The organism is Sphingomonas sp. Leaf67 (assembly GCF_001421965.1).
Taxonomy (GTDB): Bacteria; Pseudomonadota; Alphaproteobacteria; order Sphingomonadales; family Sphingomonadaceae; genus Sphingomonas.
In genome coordinates this window covers 160,416-180,230 of record NZ_LMLP01000024.1, presented here as the reverse complement: position 1 = coordinate 180,230, position 19,815 = coordinate 160,416, and the positions used below count along the sequence as shown (strand labels likewise).

The following is a 19,815-nucleotide window of genomic DNA, read 5'->3' as shown; positions in this document are numbered from 1 at the left end:
CGCCTGCTATCGCGGTTGTGATGGCAAGTGAACTGACCGACCCTTCGACGCCGATCGGCATCTTCGATGCACCGTTCGACAGCGCATTGTCCGAGCGTTATCTCGTCTACGCGCTGTCGACGATCACGGCCCGGTCGTTGCCCGACGTGCGCGACGGGCTGAAGCCGGTGCATCGCCGGCTGTTGTGGGCGATGCGGCTGCTGAAGCTCGATCCCGCATCGGGGTACAAGAAATGCGCGCGCGTCGTCGGCGACGTGATCGGCAAATACCATCCGCATGGCGACCAGTCGGTCTATGACGCGATGGTCCGCCTCGCACAGGATTTCGCGCTGCGCTATCCGCTGGTCGACGGACAGGGCAATTTCGGCAACATCGATGGCGATAATGCCGCCGCCTACCGTTATACCGAAGCGCGGCTGACGCAGGTCGCGATCGACCTGATGGCGGGCCTCGACGAGGACGCTACCGACTTCCGCCCGACCTATAACGGCGAGGAGCAGGAGCCCGAACTGTTTCCGGGCCTGTTCCCCAATCTGCTCGCCAACGGGGCCAGCGGCATCGCCGTCGGCATGGCGACCAGCGTACCGCCGCACAACGCCGCCGAATTGTACGAGGCCGCGATCGTGCTGATCGACCGGCCGGATGCGGATGACGCCGCCGTGCTCGCTTATGTGCGCGGCCCCGATTTTCCCACCGGCGGTATCGTCGCCGATACCCCCGCCGCGATCCGCGAAGCCTATGCCACCGGTCGTGGTGGCTTTCGCGTCCGTGCGCGCCACACGATCGAACGGGAGAAAGGCGGCGGCTGGCAGATCGTCATCACCGAGATTCCGTACGGCGTGCAGAAGGGCAAGCTGATCGAACAGATCGCCGCGCTCATCAACGACAAGAAGCTGCCGATCCTGACCGACGTTCGCGACGAATCGGATGCCGAGATCCGCATCGTCCTCGAACCGCGCAGCCGCACCGTCGACCACCAGGTGCTGATGGACGGGCTGTTCCGGCTGACCGACCTCGAATCGCGCATCCCCCTCAACCTCAACGTGCTCGACAAGGATCGCACCCCGCGCGTCATGTCGCTGCGCGAGGCACTGAAGGCATGGGTCGATCACCAGTTCGTCGTCCTGCGCCGGCGTAGCGAGCACCGGCTTGCCAGAATCGCCGACCGGATCGAATTGCTCGACGGCTATCTGGCTGCCTATCTCAACCTCGACCGGGTGATCGCGATCATCCGCACCGAGGATGAACCAAAGCCGGTGCTGATCGCCGAATTCACCCTGACCGACCGACAGGCCGAAGCGATCCTCAACATGCGGCTGCGATCCTTGCGCAAGCTAGAGGAAATGGAGATTCGCGGCGAGCGGTCGAAGCTGGAAAAGGAGCAGGCCGAACTGACGCTGCTGCTGTCCAGCGAGGCCCGGCAGCGGACCCGCATGAAGCGCGACCTGTCGAAGATGCGCGACCGCTATGGCAGCGACACCGCGCTCGGCGCCCGCCGTACTTCGATCGAGGAAGCCGCCCCGGCACGCGAAATCCCGGCAGAGGCGATGATCGAGCGCGAGCCGCTGACCATCATCCTGTCGCAACGCGGCTGGGTACGGGCGCTCAGGGGGCATGTCGACCTCGCCTCCGCCGATACCGCACGGTTCAAGGAAGGCGACGGTCCGGCCTTCGCCTTTCACGCGCACACGACCGACAAGTTGTTGCTGACCACCGATGGCGGGCGTTTCTACACGCTGGGTGCCGACAAGCTGCCCGGCGGACGCGGATTCGGCGAGCCGGTGCGGGCGATGATCGATCTCGACGGCGATGCCCGGATCGTCGGGCTGTTCCGCGCGGCGACATCCGATCGGCTGTTGCTGGCGGCGACCGATGGTCGCGGCTTTGCGGTGCGGATCGCCGACGTGCTTGCCGAAACCCGCAAGGGCAAGCAGGTGATGGCACCGCGCCCCGGTGCCAAGCTGAAGATCGTCCGGCCCATCGCGCCGGAGGATGATTATGTCGCGGCGATCGGGGACAATCGCAAGCTCGTGCTCTTTCCGCTGTCCGAACTCGCGGAAATGGCCCGTGGGCAGGGGGTTCAGCTGCAACGGTTCCGCGATGGCGGCCTGTCGGATGCGCGGACCTTGCGGTTCGGCGACGGGCTGACCTGGACGATGGGCGGAGAGACCGGGCGCGTCCGTACCGAGGGCGATCTGACGCCGTGGCGCGCCGCACGCGGTGCGGCCGGGCGGATGCCACCCAACGGCTTCCCTCGCGACAACCGCTTCTGACGGGCGACGTGCATATCCGTTCGAATAGCTTGCCGGGCTTCAGAAGCTTTTAACCATCGTCGCGGTACAGCGATGCAAATGGCTTTCGGTCGGCAGTTCCTTTCCGCGTTCAGGACGCATCCGGTTTCGGACGACTCCGTCGCCGTTCGGGCTGAACCGTCGAAAGTACCGGGTTCGTCGTTCGATGCCGACACGGCAATGCTGGACCTGATCCCCGCGCCGACGGCGATCGTCGATCTGATCGACGGGCGACTGGTGTTCATCGCGAACAACATGGCCTTTCGCGCGGCGGGCTTCGTCTGCGGCGGGGAAGCGGCGCTGCTCGACGCGATCGGAGATCGGATCGCGACGTTTCTGACCTCGGCCGAAACCCGATGTTCCGTCCCGCTGCAAATCGGCGATTCGGTGGACAGCCGTTATTACGACGTCACGCTGGCCCGCTGTCCCGACAGGGTCTCGGTCGCCAGCTGTCTGATGACGCTGCTCGATCAGACCGCCGAACAGCGGACCGAAGCCAGCCTGCGGCGGGAGATGAATACCGATTCGCTGACCGGGCTGGCGAACCGTATGGGCTTTGGCGATCTGGTCGATGAACGGATCGCGGACGGCAAGCGCGCGCGCTATGCGGTGCTGGCGATCAATCTCGACCGGTTCAGCCGCGTCAACGCGTGCATGGGGTCGTTGTCGGGCGACGAATTGCTGATCTCGGTCGCGCGCCGCCTGAAAGGCGTATTGCGCGGCTGCGACGTACTGGCGCGCACGGGTGGCGATGAATTCGCGGTGCTGTTGACGTTGCGTGGGGGGCCGGACGATGCGATTCTGGTCGCCGGTCGCCTGCAACAGGCACTCGTCCAGCCGTTCCAGCTGTCCGATTTCAGCATCAGTGTCGATTGCTCGATCGGTATCGCGCTGGGTGAGGATACCGAGGACGAAGCCGAGGATCTGATCCGCCACGCGCAATTCGCGGTGAAGCGGTCGAAACGGACCGGCCAGACCGAAATCTATCGCCCGCATCTGTTCGATATCGTCCGCAGCCAGTTTTCGATCGAGACGCGGTTGCGCACCGCGCTGGAGGAACGGCAGCTCCGGCTGGCGTTCCAGCCGATCTATGACCTGTCGAACGGCCGCATCAATAGTTTCGAGGCGCTGGCGCGGTGGCAGACGCCCGATGGGCAGCACATCTCGCCGGTCGATTTCATCCCCGTCGCCGAGGAATCGGGCCTGATCGTGCCGCTTGGCCGCTGGGCCATGGATGAAGCGGCGCGGGCGCTCGCGCTTTGGGATCGTCAATCCGGCGGGCATTGCGGTGCCAGGATGGCGGTCAACCTGTCGGCGGTGCAGCTTCAGCGCGACGATATCGCCGCGATGTTTGCCGAAGTGCTGTCGCGCCACGACCTGACGGGCGATCGCTTCACCATCGAACTGACCGAAAGCGCGTTCATCGTCGATCCCGATAGCACGCTGCAGACGATGCTGGCGTTGAAGGCCATGCATGCCACGATCGCGATGGACGATTTCGGCACCGGTTATTCGAACCTCGCCTATCTGCAGAAGCTGCCGATCGACAAGCTCAAGATCGACCGCAGCTTCGTGTCGGGCATGCTCGCCGATCGCGACAAGGTGGCGATCGTGCGTGCGATCCTCAGCCTTGCCCAGGCGCTTGGCATGCGCACCACGGCCGAGGGGATCGAGACGCAGGAACTTGAACAGACGCTCGTCGCGCTCGGCTGCGCGTTCGGGCAGGGCTATTTCTATTCGAAGCCGATCGACGCCGATGCGGCCTATGCGATGCTGGTGGCGCGCAACGCCTGAGCGACGACGTCGTCGGCGATGGCGCCGGTCCGCGCGGCGCCGGGAAATCCTTCCGCGATCCAGCGATCCTCGACCAGCCTCAATGCCTTTGCGACATCGGGTCCGCGCGCAAGGCCGCGTGCGACCAGCGCACCGCCCGACAGCGGCAGGGCAGGGCGGGTCCAGCCGATCAGGCTCGCCGCTGTTTCCGGCTCGCCTGCCAGCAGCAACTGGTCGATCGCTCCCTCGACGCCCAGCCGGTATCCCGTCTCCTGCGCTTGCCGTGCGTCGTTGCGGCCCAATGCCGTGGCGATCCGCTTGCGATGGGCGTTCGACAGCTTCAGCCGCGCGGTGACGCCCTCGGCATTACCGGTGTCGAGCAGCGCGGCAAGCCGGCGGATCGGGTCGGGGGCGATTCCGGCAGTGGCTTCGCCGGCGGCCAGCGCGGCAAGGCGCTCGACCGCCGCCGCATCGATCTCGGGCAGCACCGGCGTCCAGATGCCGTGCCCGACCATCAATCGCAGGACAGCGACCGCGTCGCGCGCGACCAGCAGCTTCAGCAATTCATCGGCGATCCGCTCGCGCGACAATGCCATCAGGTCGTTGGCGCGATCGATACAGGCGCTCAGCCCGTCGGCATCGGGCGCATCGCCGAACCGCGCGAGGAAGCGGAAGAATCGCAGGATGCGCAGATGATCCTCGGCGATGCGCCGCAACGGATCGCCGATGAACCGCACCCGCCCGGCGCGCAGGTCGGCGATCCCGTCGAAATAGTCGTGCAGCCGGTGGCTGCGCATATCGGCATAGAGCGCGTTCATCGTGAAATCGCGCCGCGCCGCATCCGCCTGCCAGTCATCGGTAAAGGCGACCTCGGCATGGCGGCCATCGGTCGCGACATCGCGGCGCAGCGTCGTCACCTCGACCACCGTTCCGTCGGCGACCGCGGTGATCGTGCCGTGCGCGATGCCGGTCGGCACCGCCTTGATACCCGCTGCCTCCAGCCGCCGCACGACTTCCTGCGGCGGATGGATCGTCGCGACGTCGATGTCGGACACGTCCAGCCCCAGCAACGTATCGCGCACCGCCCCCCCGACATAGCGCGCCGCCCCGGCATCGGCGTCGAGCGCGTCGGCCAGCCGGTCGAGCCCGGGGCGCTGCATCCAGTGGGCGGGGGGAAGGAGTTCGGTCAGGGCCATGTCAGTCGTCGTGCCAGATTCAGGATCATCGCCGCCGTCGCACCCCAGATGCGCCGTTCGCCGAAGATCAGTTCGTAATAGAATCGCTCGGTCCCCTCATGCCAGCGGCTGCCGACCTGATAGTTCGCGCGGTCGAGCAGAACGGTCAGCGGCACCTCGAAGATCGCATCGACCTCCAGCGGAGCCGGCATCAGCGGCAGGTCGGCCGGCACCGTGGCGAGGACCGGTACGACCTCGAACCCGGTCACCGTGTGATAGCGGTCGAGCGTCGCCACCACGGTCGCGGTCTGCGGCGGCAAGGCGATCTCTTCCGCCGCCTCGCGCAGCGCCGCCGCGACCGGCCCGCCATCCGCCGGATCGATGCTGCCGCCCGGAAACGCCACCTGACCCGCATGGGTGCGCAGGTCGCCGGTCCGCTGCGTCAGCAACACGCCCGGCTCCGCCCGCTCGGTCACCGCGATCAGCACCGCTGCCGCCCGCCAGCCGCCCTCCGGCATCGGCGCCGCGCCGTTCAGATCGCCGGTCAGCAACCCCTCGACCGGGTCCGCCAGCCGCGCGCGCAGCCGGTCGGCCAGCGTCATGCCGGCTCGAACGGAAAGAACGCGCCCTCACTCCACAGCCCGCGCCGCCCGTCCGGCCCCGTCGCCAGCAGCTCGACCAGTTCGTAGAAGACCGGACGCGCGATCAGCGCATCCATACCGCCGCGCACGCGCAGATAGGGGCGCGGCGCATCGGCATCCCCTTCGATCCGGATCGGATGCCCGGCATCGGCCACCGCCAGCTCGTCGGTATTCAGTCGGAACGCGATCCGCCCCTGTGCGCCCTCACCCGACAACTTCGCCTCGACCGCCACGAACGGCGCATCGTCGACCGCGATCGACAGCTTCTCGACCGGCGTCACCAGCACATGCGATCCATCGGCCTCGCGTCGCAGGATCGTCGAGAACAGCCGCACCATCTCGGCCCGCGTGATCGCGCTCCCCTGATGATACCATGTTCCATCGGCGGCGATCCGCATCTCGCTGTCGCCGCAATGCGTCGGGTTCCAGCGATCGACCGGCGGCAGTTTCGCTTCGGCGGCAAGGCGAGCGACCTCGGCGAGGGAGAGCGAGGCGAAATCGGCGGGGGGCTGCATCGGCATGGGCGTCCGTTAGCTTGGACCGCGCGCCCACCACAAGGGGTTCACGCCGCGAGGATGATGCGCGGACCCACCATGCCGCCATGGTCGGGCACGGTGCCGCGCGCCAGCAACCGCCGCTGTTCGTAGGGACCCGGCATCCGCCACCCGCCGGTCCGCTCCGCACCAAAGCCGAACCGGCCATAATATTCGAGGTCGCCGATCAGCATCAGCGGCGCGTCGCTGCCCGCCGCCGCGATCGCTTCGGCCATCAGCCGGTGTCCAATCCCGGTCCCCTGCCGGTCGGGCGCGACCGCGACCGGGCCGACCATGACCATCGGCACCGCCCGCCCATCATCGGTGTCGAGCTGTACCGGCCAGCACTGGATACATCCGGTCAGCCGCCCGTCCTCGACCCAGGCGAAGCTGAGCGCCCCGATCGGTTGCAGCCCCTCGCGCACCCGATACGCCGTTCGCCGATGCCGATCGATCCCGAACGCCGCATCGAGCAGTGCTTCGACATCGGCCGGGGGAACGGAGGCGAGGGGGCGCAAGTCGGGCAATACGGGTCCAATCGAAACGGAATGCGCGCCTGTACCGCCGCGACGGACAGGCACAAGGGCCAAGATTCGCCGGTCCCCGCTTCCGCTACCGGCGCCTTCTGCTATCGCGCCGATATTCCCATATGATGACAGGTGCAGAGTGCGCGATTCACTTCAATTGGAAGTCCATGATGTCGAAGTGAATGTCCTGACCGGCATTTACTCCGAGGAAACGCACCTGCCGCAACCGTTGCGGATCTCGATGACGGTCGATCTCGACTGTCCCGAACGCTTCACGCCGGACACGCCGCTATCGGCCTCCAAAAGCTATATGGACCTCAAGCACGCCGCGACCGACGCACTGCCGCCGGGGGTGCATTTCACCCTGATCGAGGGGGTGGCCGACCATATCGTCGACACCCTCATCCTGTCCGATCCGCGCGTGCAGCGCGTGAAGATCCGCATCGTGAAGCTGGCCATTGCCGAAGCCGGCGAATCGATCGGCATCACGATGGTCCGGCACCGGCGGTGACCCGCCCGCTGGCGCTGGTCACCGGCAGCTATCGCCGGCTGGGCGGCCGGATCGCCGTCCGACTGGCGCAGGCGGGATACGACGTCGCGCTCCACGCCAGTCGCGCGGGCGAACCCGATCGTTTGATTATCGAGGGTCTGGAGGATGCTCGCCACGCCACCTTCGCCGCGGACCTTGCCGATCCGGCGGCGGTCGTCGCGCTCATTCCGGCGGTTGCGGATCGCTTCGGGCGGCGGGTCGATCTGCTCGTCAACAACGCGTCGTGCTTCCGCGCTGACGATGACAGCTATCCCGCGCCCGAATCGCTGAACGCGCACTTCGCGGTCAACGCCGCCGCGCCGTTCGCGCTCGCCACGGCATTGGCGGGGCAGGGCGGATCGGCGGTCGTCAACATTCTCGACCAACGGATCGCCCATCCGCATCGCGACCAGCTTGCCTATACCCTGTCAAAACAGGCACTTGCGGAAGCAACCCGGACCCTTGCCCTCGCGCTGGCACCGTCGGTCCGCGTCAATGGCGTCGCGCCGGGGCTGACCATCGCGACCGACGATTACGATCCCGACCAACTGCAGCGACTGGCGGCAATGATGCCGCTCGAACGCCTGCCGACCGCCGATCAGGTCGCCGATGCCGTGATCTTCCTGGCCGGCGCTACCGCATCGACCGGTCAGGTGCTGTTCGTCGACGGCGGGGCGGGGCTGGTTCGGTTCGAACGCGACTTCGTCCACCTCGGTCGCTGATCGCTCAGCCGCGGCGACCGTCGTTGCAGGGGCCTAACTGCTCGCGCACGAACGCATAATCCTCGCGGGCGATCGTCGCATTGTCGTCTTCCTGCGCTTGCAGGCTTCCCTCGGGCAGGGCGTCCGGCAAACCACAGGCCAGCCGGTACCATGCCAGCGTATCGCGCTGCGGCGCGCCGCCCGCCTCGTCAATGATATCGCCCAGCGACAAAGCCCAGCGCTTCGCCTCGCCCGGCCGGCGCAGGACCAGCAGCGATACCGGATTGCCATCGGCGGTCTTCAGGAAGATCTGCGTTTCGCCCTCGCCGGGCAACGTTCCGGGAACGTGAAACGCATTGCCGACCCCGGTCACCGCCGGCGGCGCGTCGGGCGCAAGCACGTCGCGAACGACACCGCGCACCCGCTGGTCGAGTGCGGGGCTCCACGCGAATTGCGCATCGGGCGTCAGCAATTGTATCTGATCGGGACGTCCCGCCACGACACGGGCGAACGCGATGACACGCTGGCGCTTCAGATTGGGCGCTCGGCCGCGCGGATCGAACGGAACGTCGACCAGATAGCCGACGCGCGCCGGCAACGGTCCGTTCGCGCGGATCAGCGCGCCGACATCGACGGTGACGTAGAACCGGACATGCCCCGGTGCCAGTCCGGCCGCTTCGGCCGGTGGGATGCGCGCGGCGGAGCGAATCGTCGCATCCAGCACGATATCACCGTCGAGCGACAGGCTGACCAGTTGCGCGTAGGATGGCCCGGATGATTCGGTAGCGATAACATCCGGCGTGCCATTCTGACGCGCGACGACCGGGCCACACCCGATCAGAAACAGAGACATGCCGGTCGCGGCTAGGAAAATGCGCTTCATCCTGCCGGTCATAATCGCCGGAAATGCTGGGTTACAGACTTATTTCGGTAATGGCGCGATTGTACGATTGTTTCGTCCGACAAAGCGTTTGCGTCGTTTAAAAGGCCGCGATAGACAATCGCGTCCGGAATGCCGCGTAGCCCCGGACACGACGGTCGTTGCGCGCCGGTTTCGCCGGACGGACCGACCCAATGTACCGGGCTAGAGGAGTTTGGTTGCTGAATGGCTTACGCTGATCAAAAAGCAGGTAATGGCCGGATCGTCGCGCTGATCATCGTGGGGTTGCTCCACGTGCTGATCGGATGGGCGTTCATTTCCGGTCTTGCCTATAAATATGTGAAGAAGGTGACTGAGGATACCGAGACGTTCGACGTCGAGGAACCGCCACCCCCGCCCGAGGAGATTCCTCCTCCCCCGCCACCGCCGGATCAGCCGCAGCCGCAGTCGCCGCCGCCGGTTGTGTCGCCGCCGCCGATCGTCCAGAATCCGAATCCGCCGCCGATGCAGATTCAGACGCAAACGAATCCGCCGCCGACATATGCGCCGATTCCAACCGCTGGCCCGCCTGCGCCGCCGGCACCGGTTGCGCCGCCTGCGCCGCCGGCACCGGTCATCAGCAAGGCTGCTGGTGCAAAGGGCGATCCGTCGCAGTGGATCACGCAGGAAGATTATCCTGCGTCGGCACTGAACAGCGGTGACGAAGGCGTCACGGCGATCTCGTGGGACATCAACGCCCAGGGCCGCGTCGAAAACTGCCGGGTGACCTCGTCGAGCGGTTCGGCCGCGCTGGATCGGGCCGCGTGCTCGGCCCTGCAACGCCGCGCCCGCTACTCGCCGGCACTCGATCAGTCGGGTAACGCGATCCGTTCGAGTTCGTCGCGTCGCGTTCGCTGGCAGCTGCCTGCCGATCGGTAAGACCGGGTGCCTCGCGGCGAAAACGACGCGGGGCAATACCGGGGCATATTCTTCAAGAACATATCAGATCTAAGGAAACGATTCGATGCTCATTCCGATTCTTGCTGCCGGCGCACCCGCCGGGGCTCCGAACTTCGGCTTCTACGAAGCACTGCAGCAGGGCGGCGCGATCGCGATCAGCACGCTGGTCATTCTCGTCATCATGTCGGTCGGTTCGTTCTACATTCTCTTCACCAAGCTGTTCGAACAGCAGAAGATCATGAACCAGGCGAAGCGCGTTCAGGCGTCGTTCTGGCAGTCGAACTCGCTGCGTGAAGGCGCCGCGAAGCTCGACAAGAACTCGGCCTATCGCCAGATCGTCGACGACGGCCTTTCCGCGCAGGAACAGCATGGCAAGCTGACCGACCCGGTCGAAGCACATGACTGGCTGCACGGTTCGCTCGCCCGTTCGGAAGCGTCGATCAACTCGAAGCTGAACAGCGGCCTGCCGTTCCTCGCTACCGTCGGCGCGACCTCGCCGTTCGTCGGTCTGTTCGGTACCGTCGTCGGCATCTACCGCGCGCTGGTGAAGATCGGTGCCGCCGGTCAGGCCGCCATCGGCGACGTCGCCGGTCCGGTCGGTGAAGCGCTCATCATGACCGCCATCGGTCTGGTCGTCGCGGTTCCTGCCGTGCTCGCCTACAACTGGCTGCAGAGCCGCAACAAGTCGATCCAGAAGGATCTGTCGTCCTTCTCGAACGACGTGCTGGGCTTCCTCGCGTCGAACGGTGCGGTTCGTCCGGCCATTGCCGCTCGCGGCCCGGCGCCTGTCGCCAAGCCGGCAGTCGGCAGCACCACCGCCGGCCAGGCCGGTGGCGTGCCGACCGCACCGCGCGTCTGATTGGACGCTGACACCGGCGGGGTCGTAACCGATCCCGCCGGTTCGATTGAGTAAAAGTGGATAGGATAGCCTCATGGCGATGAGTGTTGGCGGCGGCGGCGAAGAAGCCCCCCTCTCGGACATCAATACCACGCCGCTCGTGGACGTCATGCTCGTGCTGCTGATCATCTTCCTGATCGCGGTTCCGGTCGTGGTGCAGCAGGTGAGCGGTCTGAAGGTCCCGAAGGTCGTGTTCGAACCGACGACGACCAAGCCTGAAAACGTATCGCTTTCGGTACAGGGCCTCGGCAACGAATGTGCGGTGTACTGGGGTCTGACCCGGGTCAACGCTGACGAGCTGCGCACCCGCGCGGTCAAGAAGCTGGAAGACGAAATCGCCCGTCAGGGCGGGATCGGCAATCCGAAGCTGGAACTGCCCGAAGTGCACATCCGTGGCGACGTGAACACCCCGTATCGCTGCATCGGCGGTACGATCTACACGATGCAGTCGGCGGGCTTTGCGAAGGTCGGGTTCATTTCCGAACCGGACCCCAATACCACGCCGCGCGCGCGTCAATAGGAGTAGCCTGACATGGCAATGAGCAGTGGCGGTCGCTCAGACGACGAACCCATGATGGACATGAACACCACGCCGTTGATCGACGTGCTGCTCGTGCTCCTGATCATGTTCATCATCACCATCCCGATCCAGAGCCACGCGGTGAAGGTCGATCTTCCGCAGCCCAACCCGAACCAGCAGAACCAGCCTGATCCGGTCAAGAACAAGATCGCGATCAACGCGCAGGGCCAGACCTTCTGGAACGGTACGCCGGTAGACGAGGTCACGCTGACCCAGTTTCTCGATCAGACGGTGGCGATGAGCCCGCAGCCCGAACTCCATTTCCAGCCGGACGCAAATGCGCGGTACGAAGTGGTCGACGGGGTGCTTGCGATCATCAAGCGGGCGAACGTGACGAAGCTCGGCTTCGTCGGCAACGAACAGTACCGCGCCGACTTCTGATCGCGCGCACTACTGTCTCGCAAAGGGGCGGCTTCGGCCGCCCCTTTTTTTGTGCCCGGCTTGCGGAGCCGTCGTAAAAGTGAAACATTGATGTCATCACGATGTAACAAACAGGAGATGATGTCATGCGAATCGGAACGCTCGTACTGCTTGCCCCGGCGCTGGCGGCCATGGGTTTCGCCGCCAGCGCGAACGCCCAGGATGCGCAATACGCGCACGCGGCAATAGAGGCCGGCAAACTACCACAAGCCGAACGCGCCCTAGAACGCGACACCCGCGCCGGCAGCCGTGAACCACAGGTTTTGCTGAACTTGGCGGCTGTGTATGCGATGACGGATCGTCCCGACGCAGCTCGCGCTTTATACACTCGCGTGTTGGCAGGCGAGGATGCGTCCTTGCTGATGCAGTCGGATCAGGTCGCGCGCGCACATGACGTAGCCCGCCGCGGACTTCGAATGCTCGACCGGTCCGGTACGCAGCAACTGACCGCCCGATGACCCATAAGGTTAGGTGCTAGGCCGTATGCCTCTTGGTTGACGTGGTTTGCGTCGACTGGCCATGCTGAACAAGAAAGCGCCGTCGGCTTAAGCCGACGGCGTTTTGTTGTTCTAACGTGAAGCCAGTGGCGATCATACCGTAGCGCCAGCGAGCGCAGCTTGAGCATTGTGTTGGCGGGAAGCCTTCGAGGGGTGACCCAATGCGGTTCCAAACGCTCTCACCGTTGCGTTCCCGAGCCTTTCGCACCAGGCGTTCAAGCTTGGCGAAAGATATTTTGATCGAATTTAGATCGGGGTTAGTGGGCTGCTGTACGCAAGCCTTGACCCGAGCGGCGTCTGCGCTTCGGTGACTGAACACATTATCGGCAGTCACCACGTCACCGTTACCCGCGTTACCCCGAAAAATTGTCGGGATGACGCGGATAGCGGCAGCGCTGGTGCTCAGCGAACCGTCAGGGTCGCCGTCTTCAGTGCCGTCGAGCTGTTGCCCGCACTGATCGTGAACGTGCCCGGTTCGACGACGCGGTGCATCGCGACGTTCCAGAAGGCGAGGTCCGCCGGCTTCAGGTCGAACGTAACCGTCCGCTTTTCACCCGGCTGCAACGTCACGCGCTGGAAGTGTTTCAGTTCGAGTACCGGGCGGGTAACGGTCGCTTCGTCGTCGCGGACGTAAAGCTGGATGACCTCGTCACCGACGCGGCGGCCGGTGTTCGCGACATCAACCGACACGCGCACCGTGTCGTCGCGGCCGATCGTCGCCTTGGCAAGGCGCGGTGCACCGATGTCGAAGCTGGTATAGGACAGGCCATAGCCGAACGGGTAGAGCGGGGCGGTGGTGTCGAACAGATACCCGCGCCGCGAGGTCGGCTTGTGGTTGTAGAAGATCGGCAGCTGGCCTTCGCTGCGCGGGACCGATACCGGCAGTTTGCCGCCCGGATTGGCGCGACCGAGCACGACATCGGCGACGGCGTTGCCGGTTTCCTGTCCCAGATACCAGCCTTCGACGATCGCGGGGGCGTTCGCCTCCAGATAGGTCGCGGCGAGCGGGCCGCCGTTCAGCAGCACGACCACCACCGGCTTGCCGGTCGCGAACAGGCGGCGGGCCAGTTCGTTCTGCTCGCCGATCAGGTCGAGCTTCTGCCGGTCGCCGAGATGCGCGTCTGCCCATGCCTCACGGCTCAATTGTTCGTTTTGGCCCAACACCAGCAGGATGGTGTCGGCCTGCGCCGCCTTTCGCACCGCTTCCTCGATCAACGGGGCATTCTCGGCCGCCGGGACCAGTTCGACCTTGTCGGCGGCCCATTGCCGGCTGCGGGTCAGGCGAACACCTTCGGCATAATCGACCGAGAAGCGGCCCTTTGCGGCCTGCTGCATGCCCTCCAGCACGCTAACCACATGCTTGGGTACGTCCGAATAGCCGCCGATCGGGGTGTCGCGCGCATGGGTGCCGACGACCAGCATCTTGCCGACCCTGGCCGGGTCGAGCGGCAGCAGGTTGTTGCGGTTCTTCAACAGGACCATCGACCGGACGGCGGCCTCGCGGGCCAGCGCGATCGCGTCGGGCGTCGCGGTCTTGGCCTCGGCGGTGCGGGCATCGGCATAGGGGTTTTCGAACAGGCCCATCTGGAACTTCATGGTCAGGATGCGGCGGACGGCATTGTCGACCTGTTCCTGCGGGACCTGCCCCGACTTGACCATCGCTGCGAGGGTCGACCAGCCCTCCGCGTCGGGCAATTCCATATCGACGCCGGCATCCAGCGCGCGGCGCCCGGCGGCGGCCATGTCGGTGCCGTACAGATGGTGGCGGACGTTCAGTTCCTTGATCGCGAAATAGTCGCTGACCACCGACCCCTTATACCCCCATTCGCGGCGCAGCACGTCGTCGAGCAGCCATTTGTTGGCATGGCTGGGGATGCCGTCGATCTCGTTATACGACGCCATTACTGCCTGTACCGGCAGTTCCTTCACTGCGCGTTCGAACGGCGGGAAAAAGTTCTCGCGCAGCGTCCGTTCGGAAATATTGGCCGGGCCGACATTGGTCCCGTTCTCCGGCTGACCATGGCCGGTCATGTGCTTGAGCGTGACCATGACCTTGGTCGGCGCGAGCGGGAGGGTCGAGCCCTGGAACCCGCGAATCGCGGCAAGGCCCATTTCGCCGACGAGATGCGGGTCTTCGCCATAGGTCTCCTCGATCCGGCCCCAACGCGGGTCCCGCGCGACGTCGACGACGGGAGCGAGGGCAAGGTTGGCACCACGGGCGCGCATTTCGCGCGCGGCAACGCCGAAAACCCGCTCGACCAGCGCCGGGTCCCATGACGATGCCAGTGCGATCGACTGCGGAAAGCTGGTCGCCCCGCGCGCGACATAGCCGTGCAGCGCTTCCTCATGCATGATCATCGGGATGCCGAGCCGGGTCCGTTCGACCGCCCAGCGCTGTGCGGCGTTGATATAGTCGGCAGTTTCCTGCGCGGTGCGGTTGACCGCGTCGGCGGCGACGCCGGCCGCGTTGTTGCTGGCGGTCACGCCGCGCTTGTCGGAGGGGCGGGTGATCTGGCCGAGGCCATCAGGAAAGACGCGCGATGCCTTCGCCGCCGAGAAATTGCCCTTCGCGTCCTGAATAGCGCCCTTCTTTTCCCATACGCCGATCATCTGGGCGACCTTTTCCTCCAGCGTCATGCGGCGCAGCAGGTCCTCGACCCGGGCAGCAACCGGTTGCGACGCGTCCTTGTACAGCAGCCGTTCGGCCGATACCGGACGGTTGGGGCGGGTCTGTGCGACGAGGGTACCGGTCGCGGCGGTCGCCAGCAGACAGGCAAGCGCAAGGCGTACGGGCTTGGCGCGAAGGGTCAAGATCTCTCTCCCAGGACATTCGGCATCCGGTTCACCCGCCGCCGCTATTTGGTAGCGCTATCAGCTATCTTGGGTTGGGAAATTCGTCAACCGATCGTGCCAATTGCATTCATTCGTTCCGCGCCATAAGCCTTGCACCAAGGGAGCCGTTTTCATCCATGGAAAAGCCAAGTCGTCGTAGCGGTGGCAGCGTGACCGTGCAGGACGTCGCAAGGTTGGCGGGCGTATCGGCAATGACGGTTTCGCGCGTGGTCAATGGCGGCGTGAATGTTCGTCAGTCGACGCGCGAAGCGGTAATGGCGGCGATCGAGCAGCTCAACTATTGGCCCAACAGCGCCGCGCGAAGTCTGGCCGCCGGAGAGGCAGCGCAGATCGGATTACTCTACGCCAACCCGTCGCTCGCCTATCTGTCCAATTTTTTGATTGGGGCGCTGGAGGGTGCGCGCAAGGTCGGCTGTCATCTGGTTCTCGAACCGTGCGATGGCGACAGTGCCGAAGCACAGGCGGAGGGCGCGCGGCGCTTCGCATCGACGGCCGTGCAGGGGGTGATCCTGCCGCCGCCCTTATCGGATTCGGTGCCGGTGCGCGACGAACTCGACGCGGCGGGCACGCCGTCGGTCGCGGTCGCGGTCGGCGTGGCGCAATCGGGGCGGTCGTCGGTGCGGATCGACGATTGCGCAGCAGCACGGGCAATGACCCAGCATCTGATCGACTTCGGCCATCGCCGTATCGGTTTCGTGCGCGGCGATCCCAACAACGGATCGAGCGCCGAGCGGTGGCGCGGCTTCGTCGCCGCCATCGAAGCAGCCGGCCTCGATCTGAACGACATGCCGGTCGAGCAGGGTTATTTCACCTTTCGATCGGGGATCGACGCCGGTGAGCGTTTGATCGATCGCGCCGACCGGCCAACCGCCATCTTTGCCTGCAACGACGACATGGCCGCGGCGGCGATCAGCGTCGCGCATCGGCGCGGGTTGCACGTCCCCGACGATCTCAGCATCGTCGGGTTCGACGATACGTCGCTGGCGACAACGACGTGGCCGGAAATAACCACGATTCGCCAGCCGATCGCGGCGATGGCGGAGGCCGCGGTCGAGATACTGTTGGGGCAACTGCGCGATCGTCGCATGGGTCAGGGGTCCGCCGCTGGCGAGGACCGCGTCCTTGACCATGAACTGATCGTACGCGAGTCGTCGGGGCCGGTGCCGGGGGTGGCCGTTCGTCCGGGAACGATATAGTGGCATTCACCGGCGTAAAAGGCGCCGGGCCGTCGTCGCGGACGCTTGCATTTGTCTTAATAATTCGCCACCGTTACCGCTAACACGCCGTTTCTAACTGCGGCGAGAAAATGGAGTGGATGGGGATGGTAGAGGCGACGGGGGAGCGCGTGAACATCGCGCTCGTCATCGCGATCGTCGCAGTGGCGACGATCGGGGGGCTGTTGTTCGGATATGACAGCGGTGCGGTCAACGGCACGCAGGAAGGGCTGAAGTCCGCCTTCAACCTGACTGAAAACGGCCTTGGCCTGACCGTCGGTTCGCTGCTGGTCGGTTGTTTCGTCGGCGCGTTCCTCGCTGGCAAGCTGGCCGACACGATGGGCCGGCGCAAGGTGATGATGCTGGCCGCGATCCTGTTCCTGGTCGGCGCGATCATTCAGGGTTTCAGCCATCTGCAGATCATCTTTATCGTCGCGCGGTTCATGGGCGGCATGGCGGTGGGTGCAGCGTCGGTGCTGTCGCCGGCGTATATCTCCGAAGTCGCCCCCGCCAATATCCGCGGGCGGATGACCACCATCCAGCAGATCATGATCATCACCGGCCTGACCGCTGCGTTCGTCGTGAACTATTATCTGGCTGGTGCCGCCGGTTCGTCGACCGCGATGTGGTGGGGCGGATACGAGGCGTGGCGCTGGATGTACTGGATGCAGGCGATTCCCGCCGCCGTATTCCTCGTCGCGCTGACCTTCATTCCCGAAAGCCCGCGCTTCCTGGTGCAGAAGGGACGGTTGGACGAAGCGCGCATCGTGTTGACCCGCCTGTTCGGACCGGCCGCCGCGCAAGTGAAGATCGGCGAGATCGCCACAAGCTTCGACAAGGACCACAAGCCCCGGCTGTCCGACATCAAGGACCCGGCACGCGGCGGCATCCGCCCGATCGTATGGGCCGGGCTGTTGCTGGCGGTGTTCCAGCAGCTCGTCGGTATCAACGTGATCTTCTATTACGGCGCGACCCTGTGGCAGCTCGCGGGCTTTACCGAAGATCAGTCGCTTCAGATCAATATCGTGTCGGGTCTCGTCTCGATCGCGGCGTGTTTCGTCACCGTCGGACTGGTCGACAAGATCGGCCGCAAGCCGCTGTTGCTGATCGGATCGGCGGGCATGGCCGTCACGCTGTTCGCGCTCGTCTATTGTTTCCACAACGGTACGCTCGACGCGGCGGGCAAACTGCAACTGTCGGCCGGGCTGGGGACCACCGCGCTGATCGCCGCCAATCTGTACGTCGTCTTCTTCAACGTCAGCTGGGGCCCGATCATGTGGGTGATGCTGGGTGAGATGTTCCCCAACCAGATCCGTGGGTCGGCGCTGGCAGTGTGCGGGTTCGCGCAGTGGTTCGCGAACTTCGTCATCACCTGGACCTTCCCGGTGATGGCCGCCGGGCTGGGCCTGACCATCACCTACGGCTTCTACGCCACCTTCGCCGCGATCAGTTTCTTCCTCGTCCTGCGCTTCATTCAGGAAACGAACGGCAAGGAACTGGAGGAAATGCGGGGCTGAGCCCGGCCTTTTCCCGACCGTAACCCGCCCCTTGCGCTTTCAAGCGGAAGGGGCATCAGGAAGAACCGATGACCCGCACTCCCGTCCGTCCGTTCCGATCGCGCGAATGGTTCGCCGCACCCGGCCGGCTCGACATGGCCGCGCTCTATCTCGAGCGGTTCATGAACTATGGCATCACGCCAAAGGAACTGACCGGCGGGCGGCCGATCATCGGCATCGCCCAGTCGGGGTCCGACCTGACGCCATGCAACCGCATTCACCTCGAAACCGTCAAGCGCGTGAAGGCCGGGATCGAGGCGGCGGGCGGCATCCCGATGGAGTTCCCGACCCATCCGATCTTCGAGAATTGCCGCCGCCCGACCGCGGCGATCGACCGCAACCTCGCCTATCTCGGGTTGGTCGAGGTCCTGAACGGCTATCCGATCGACGCGGTGGTGCTGACCACCGGGTGCGACAAGACCACGCCATCGGCGATCATGGCGGCGTCGACCGTTGATATTCCTGCGATCGTCCTGTCGGGCGGACCGATGCTCGACGGCTGGCACGACGGCGATCTGGTCGGGTCGGGCACGGTCATTTGGCGCTCACGCCGCAGGCTGGCGGCGGGCGAGATCACCGAGGAAGAGTTTCTGGAGGCGGCGACCGCTTCGGCACCGTCGGCGGGCCATTGCAACACCATGGGCACCGCATCGACCATGAACGCCATCGCCGAAGGGCTGGGCATGTCATTGCCCGGCTGCGCGGCGATCCCGGCACCCTATCGCGAACGCGGACAGATCGCCTACGAGACCGGCCGACGGATCGTCGACATGGCCTATGACGATCTGCGCCCCTCGAAAATCCTGACGCGCCAGTCGTTCCTGAACGCGATCGCGCTCATCACCGCGATCGGCGGATCGTCGAACGCCCATCCGCACCTCCACGCGATGGCGCGCCATGCCGATATCGAGCTGAAGCCGTCCGACTGGATGGACTATGGCTATGACTTGCCGTTGCTGGTCGATGTACAGCCGGCCGGGCGCTTCCTTGGCGAACGCTTCCACCGCGCGGGTGGCGTGCCGGCGGTGCTGTCCGAACTGATCGCGGTGGGGAAGATCGACGGCAATGTCGCAACCGTCACCGGCCGAACGCTGGGCGAGAATGTCGTCAACCGCTTCGCCACCGACCGCGAGGTCATCCGACCCTACGACCAGCCGCTCAAGGAACAGGCCGGCTTCCTCGTCCTGTCGGGCAATCTATTCGACGTGGCGATCATGAAGACCAGCGTCATCAGCCCGGATTTTCGGGCGCGCTATCTGTCGCAGTCCGGCAATGAAGGCTGTTTCGAGGGGCGGGCGATCGTGTTCGACGGGTCGGACGATTATCACCACCGCATCGACGATCCGGCGCTCGATATCGACGAAAACTGCATCCTCGTTATTCGCGGCGCGGGCGTGATCGGATGGCCGGGGTCGGCCGAGGTCACCAACATGCAACCGCCCGCCGCACTCCTGCAACGCGGTATCCAGAGCCTGCCGACGATCGGCGACGGACGGCAGTCGGGGACGTCGGACAGCCCGTCGATCCTGAACGCTTCCCCCGAAAGCGCGGTCGGCGGGGGACTTGCTTGGCTGCGTACCGGCGACACCATCCGCATCGATCTGAACCATGGTCGCTGCGACATGCTGGTGACCGACGAAGAGATCGCGCGGCGCAAGGGCGACGGTATTCCCCCGGTCCCGGCCAGCCAGACGCCATGGGAGGAAATCTACCGGGAGAAGGTCGGCCAGCTTGGTGACGGCGGCGTGCTCGACCTTGCATTGAAATATCGCCGGACGTCGGAAACGACGCCGCGCCACAACCACTGA

Annotated in this window: 18 protein-coding genes; 12 read left to right on the top strand and 6 right to left on the bottom strand. The window is 65.3% G+C overall.

The features are described from left to right. Positions 1–20 precede the first annotated feature (20 nt). Both parC and ASE90_RS17780 read left to right on the top strand, forming a co-directional pair. On the top strand, positions 21–2,273 hold the full coding sequence (gene parC / locus ASE90_RS17785) for a DNA topoisomerase IV subunit A (RefSeq protein ID WP_056004048.1): 2,253 nt from the start codon (positions 21–23) through the stop codon (positions 2,271–2,273). Between the two features lie 198 nt (positions 2,274–2,471). After that, the gene (locus ASE90_RS17780; protein WP_056004199.1) at positions 2,472–4,085 is read left to right on the top strand and encodes a putative bifunctional diguanylate cyclase/phosphodiesterase; all 1,614 of its coding nucleotides are present in this window, start codon (positions 2,472–2,474) and stop codon (positions 4,083–4,085) included. On the opposite strand, the gene ASE90_RS17775 is transcribed toward ASE90_RS17780, so the two are convergent. From ASE90_RS17775 to ASE90_RS17760, 4 genes are read right to left on the bottom strand one after another with little or no spacing between them, the layout of a single operon-like run. Further along, entirely contained in the window at positions 4,055–5,260 is a 1,206-nt protein-coding gene (locus ASE90_RS17775; protein ID WP_414889431.1) for a CCA tRNA nucleotidyltransferase, read from the bottom strand. The genes ASE90_RS17780 and ASE90_RS17775 overlap by 31 nt on opposite strands. After that, positions 5,251–5,841 carry a CoA pyrophosphatase gene (locus tag ASE90_RS17770; protein WP_056004045.1) on the bottom strand — a complete coding sequence of 197 codons (591 nt, stop codon included), beginning with the start codon at positions 5,839–5,841 and terminating at the stop codon, positions 5,251–5,253. The genes ASE90_RS17775 and ASE90_RS17770 overlap by 10 nt, the downstream gene beginning before the upstream one ends. Continuing rightward, complete coding sequence (locus ASE90_RS17765; protein WP_056004042.1) at positions 5,838–6,401, bottom strand: DUF1285 domain-containing protein; 564 nt, start codon at positions 6,399–6,401, stop codon at positions 5,838–5,840. Before ASE90_RS17765 ends, ASE90_RS17770 begins: the two co-directional genes overlap by 4 nt. A gap of 41 nt (positions 6,402–6,442) precedes the next feature. Further along, entirely contained in the window at positions 6,443–6,940 is a 498-nt protein-coding gene (locus ASE90_RS17760; protein WP_056004039.1) for a GNAT family N-acetyltransferase, read from the bottom strand. 139 nt (positions 6,941–7,079) lie between these two features. Between ASE90_RS17760 and ASE90_RS17755 the strand changes: the two genes are divergently transcribed. Both ASE90_RS17755 and ASE90_RS17750 read left to right on the top strand, forming a co-directional pair. Beyond that, positions 7,080–7,451 (top strand): dihydroneopterin aldolase, encoded by a 372-nt coding sequence (locus ASE90_RS17755; RefSeq protein ID WP_056004036.1) that lies wholly within the window; start codon positions 7,080–7,082, stop codon positions 7,449–7,451. After that, on the top strand, positions 7,448–8,191 hold the full coding sequence (locus ASE90_RS17750; protein ID WP_056004029.1) for an SDR family oxidoreductase: 744 nt from the start codon (positions 7,448–7,450) through the stop codon (positions 8,189–8,191). The genes ASE90_RS17755 and ASE90_RS17750 overlap by 4 nt, the downstream gene beginning before the upstream one ends. Positions 8,192–8,195: 4 nt before the next feature. Here the strand turns inward: ASE90_RS17750 and ASE90_RS17745 are convergent, their stop codons facing one another. Beyond that, positions 8,196–9,053: a hypothetical protein gene (locus ASE90_RS17745; RefSeq protein ID WP_235531936.1), complete on the bottom strand. Its 858-nt coding sequence runs from the start codon at positions 9,051–9,053 to the stop codon at positions 8,196–8,198. A gap of 222 nt (positions 9,054–9,275) precedes the next feature. Here ASE90_RS17745 and ASE90_RS17740 point away from each other — a divergent pair, with 222 nt between their 5' ends. The 5 genes from ASE90_RS17740 to ASE90_RS17720 all read left to right on the top strand — a co-directional run bounded on the left by ASE90_RS17740 (position 9,276) and on the right by ASE90_RS17720 (position 12,345). Beyond that, positions 9,276–9,968, top strand: a complete 693-nt coding sequence (locus ASE90_RS17740; RefSeq protein WP_056004026.1) for an energy transducer TonB — start codon at positions 9,276–9,278, stop codon at positions 9,966–9,968. Positions 9,969–10,053: 85 nt separating this feature from the next. Beyond that, on the top strand, positions 10,054–10,848 hold the full coding sequence (locus ASE90_RS17735) for a MotA/TolQ/ExbB proton channel family protein (protein WP_056004023.1): 795 nt from the start codon (positions 10,054–10,056) through the stop codon (positions 10,846–10,848). A gap of 73 nt (positions 10,849–10,921) precedes the next feature. Then, positions 10,922–11,407, top strand: a complete 486-nt coding sequence (locus ASE90_RS17730; RefSeq protein ID WP_056004020.1) for an ExbD/TolR family protein — start codon at positions 10,922–10,924, stop codon at positions 11,405–11,407. Between the two features lie 12 nt (positions 11,408–11,419). Continuing rightward, the gene (locus tag ASE90_RS17725; protein ID WP_056004018.1) at positions 11,420–11,848 is read left to right on the top strand and encodes an ExbD/TolR family protein; all 429 of its coding nucleotides are present in this window, start codon (positions 11,420–11,422) and stop codon (positions 11,846–11,848) included. Positions 11,849–11,973: 125 nt separating this feature from the next. Beyond that, positions 11,974–12,345: a hypothetical protein gene (locus tag ASE90_RS17720; protein WP_056004015.1), complete on the top strand. Its 372-nt coding sequence runs from the start codon at positions 11,974–11,976 to the stop codon at positions 12,343–12,345. Between the two features lie 441 nt (positions 12,346–12,786). On the opposite strand, the gene ASE90_RS17715 is transcribed toward ASE90_RS17720, so the two are convergent. Beyond that, positions 12,787–15,195, bottom strand: coding sequence for a glycoside hydrolase family 3 N-terminal domain-containing protein (locus ASE90_RS17715; protein WP_200910938.1), 2,409 nt, complete (start codon positions 15,193–15,195; stop codon positions 12,787–12,789). A gap of 158 nt (positions 15,196–15,353) precedes the next feature. Between ASE90_RS17715 and ASE90_RS17710 the strand changes: the two genes are divergently transcribed. From ASE90_RS17710 to ASE90_RS17700, 3 genes are all read left to right on the top strand, one after another. Then, on the top strand, positions 15,354–16,433 hold the full coding sequence (locus ASE90_RS17710) for a LacI family DNA-binding transcriptional regulator (protein ID WP_056004009.1): 1,080 nt from the start codon (positions 15,354–15,356) through the stop codon (positions 16,431–16,433). A gap of 125 nt (positions 16,434–16,558) precedes the next feature. Continuing rightward, positions 16,559–17,968, top strand: a complete 1,410-nt coding sequence (locus tag ASE90_RS17705; RefSeq protein WP_056004006.1) for a sugar porter family MFS transporter — start codon at positions 16,559–16,561, stop codon at positions 17,966–17,968. Between the two features lie 68 nt (positions 17,969–18,036). Then, positions 18,037–19,815, top strand: coding sequence for an IlvD/Edd family dehydratase (locus ASE90_RS17700; protein ID WP_056004003.1), 1,779 nt, complete (start codon positions 18,037–18,039; stop codon positions 19,813–19,815).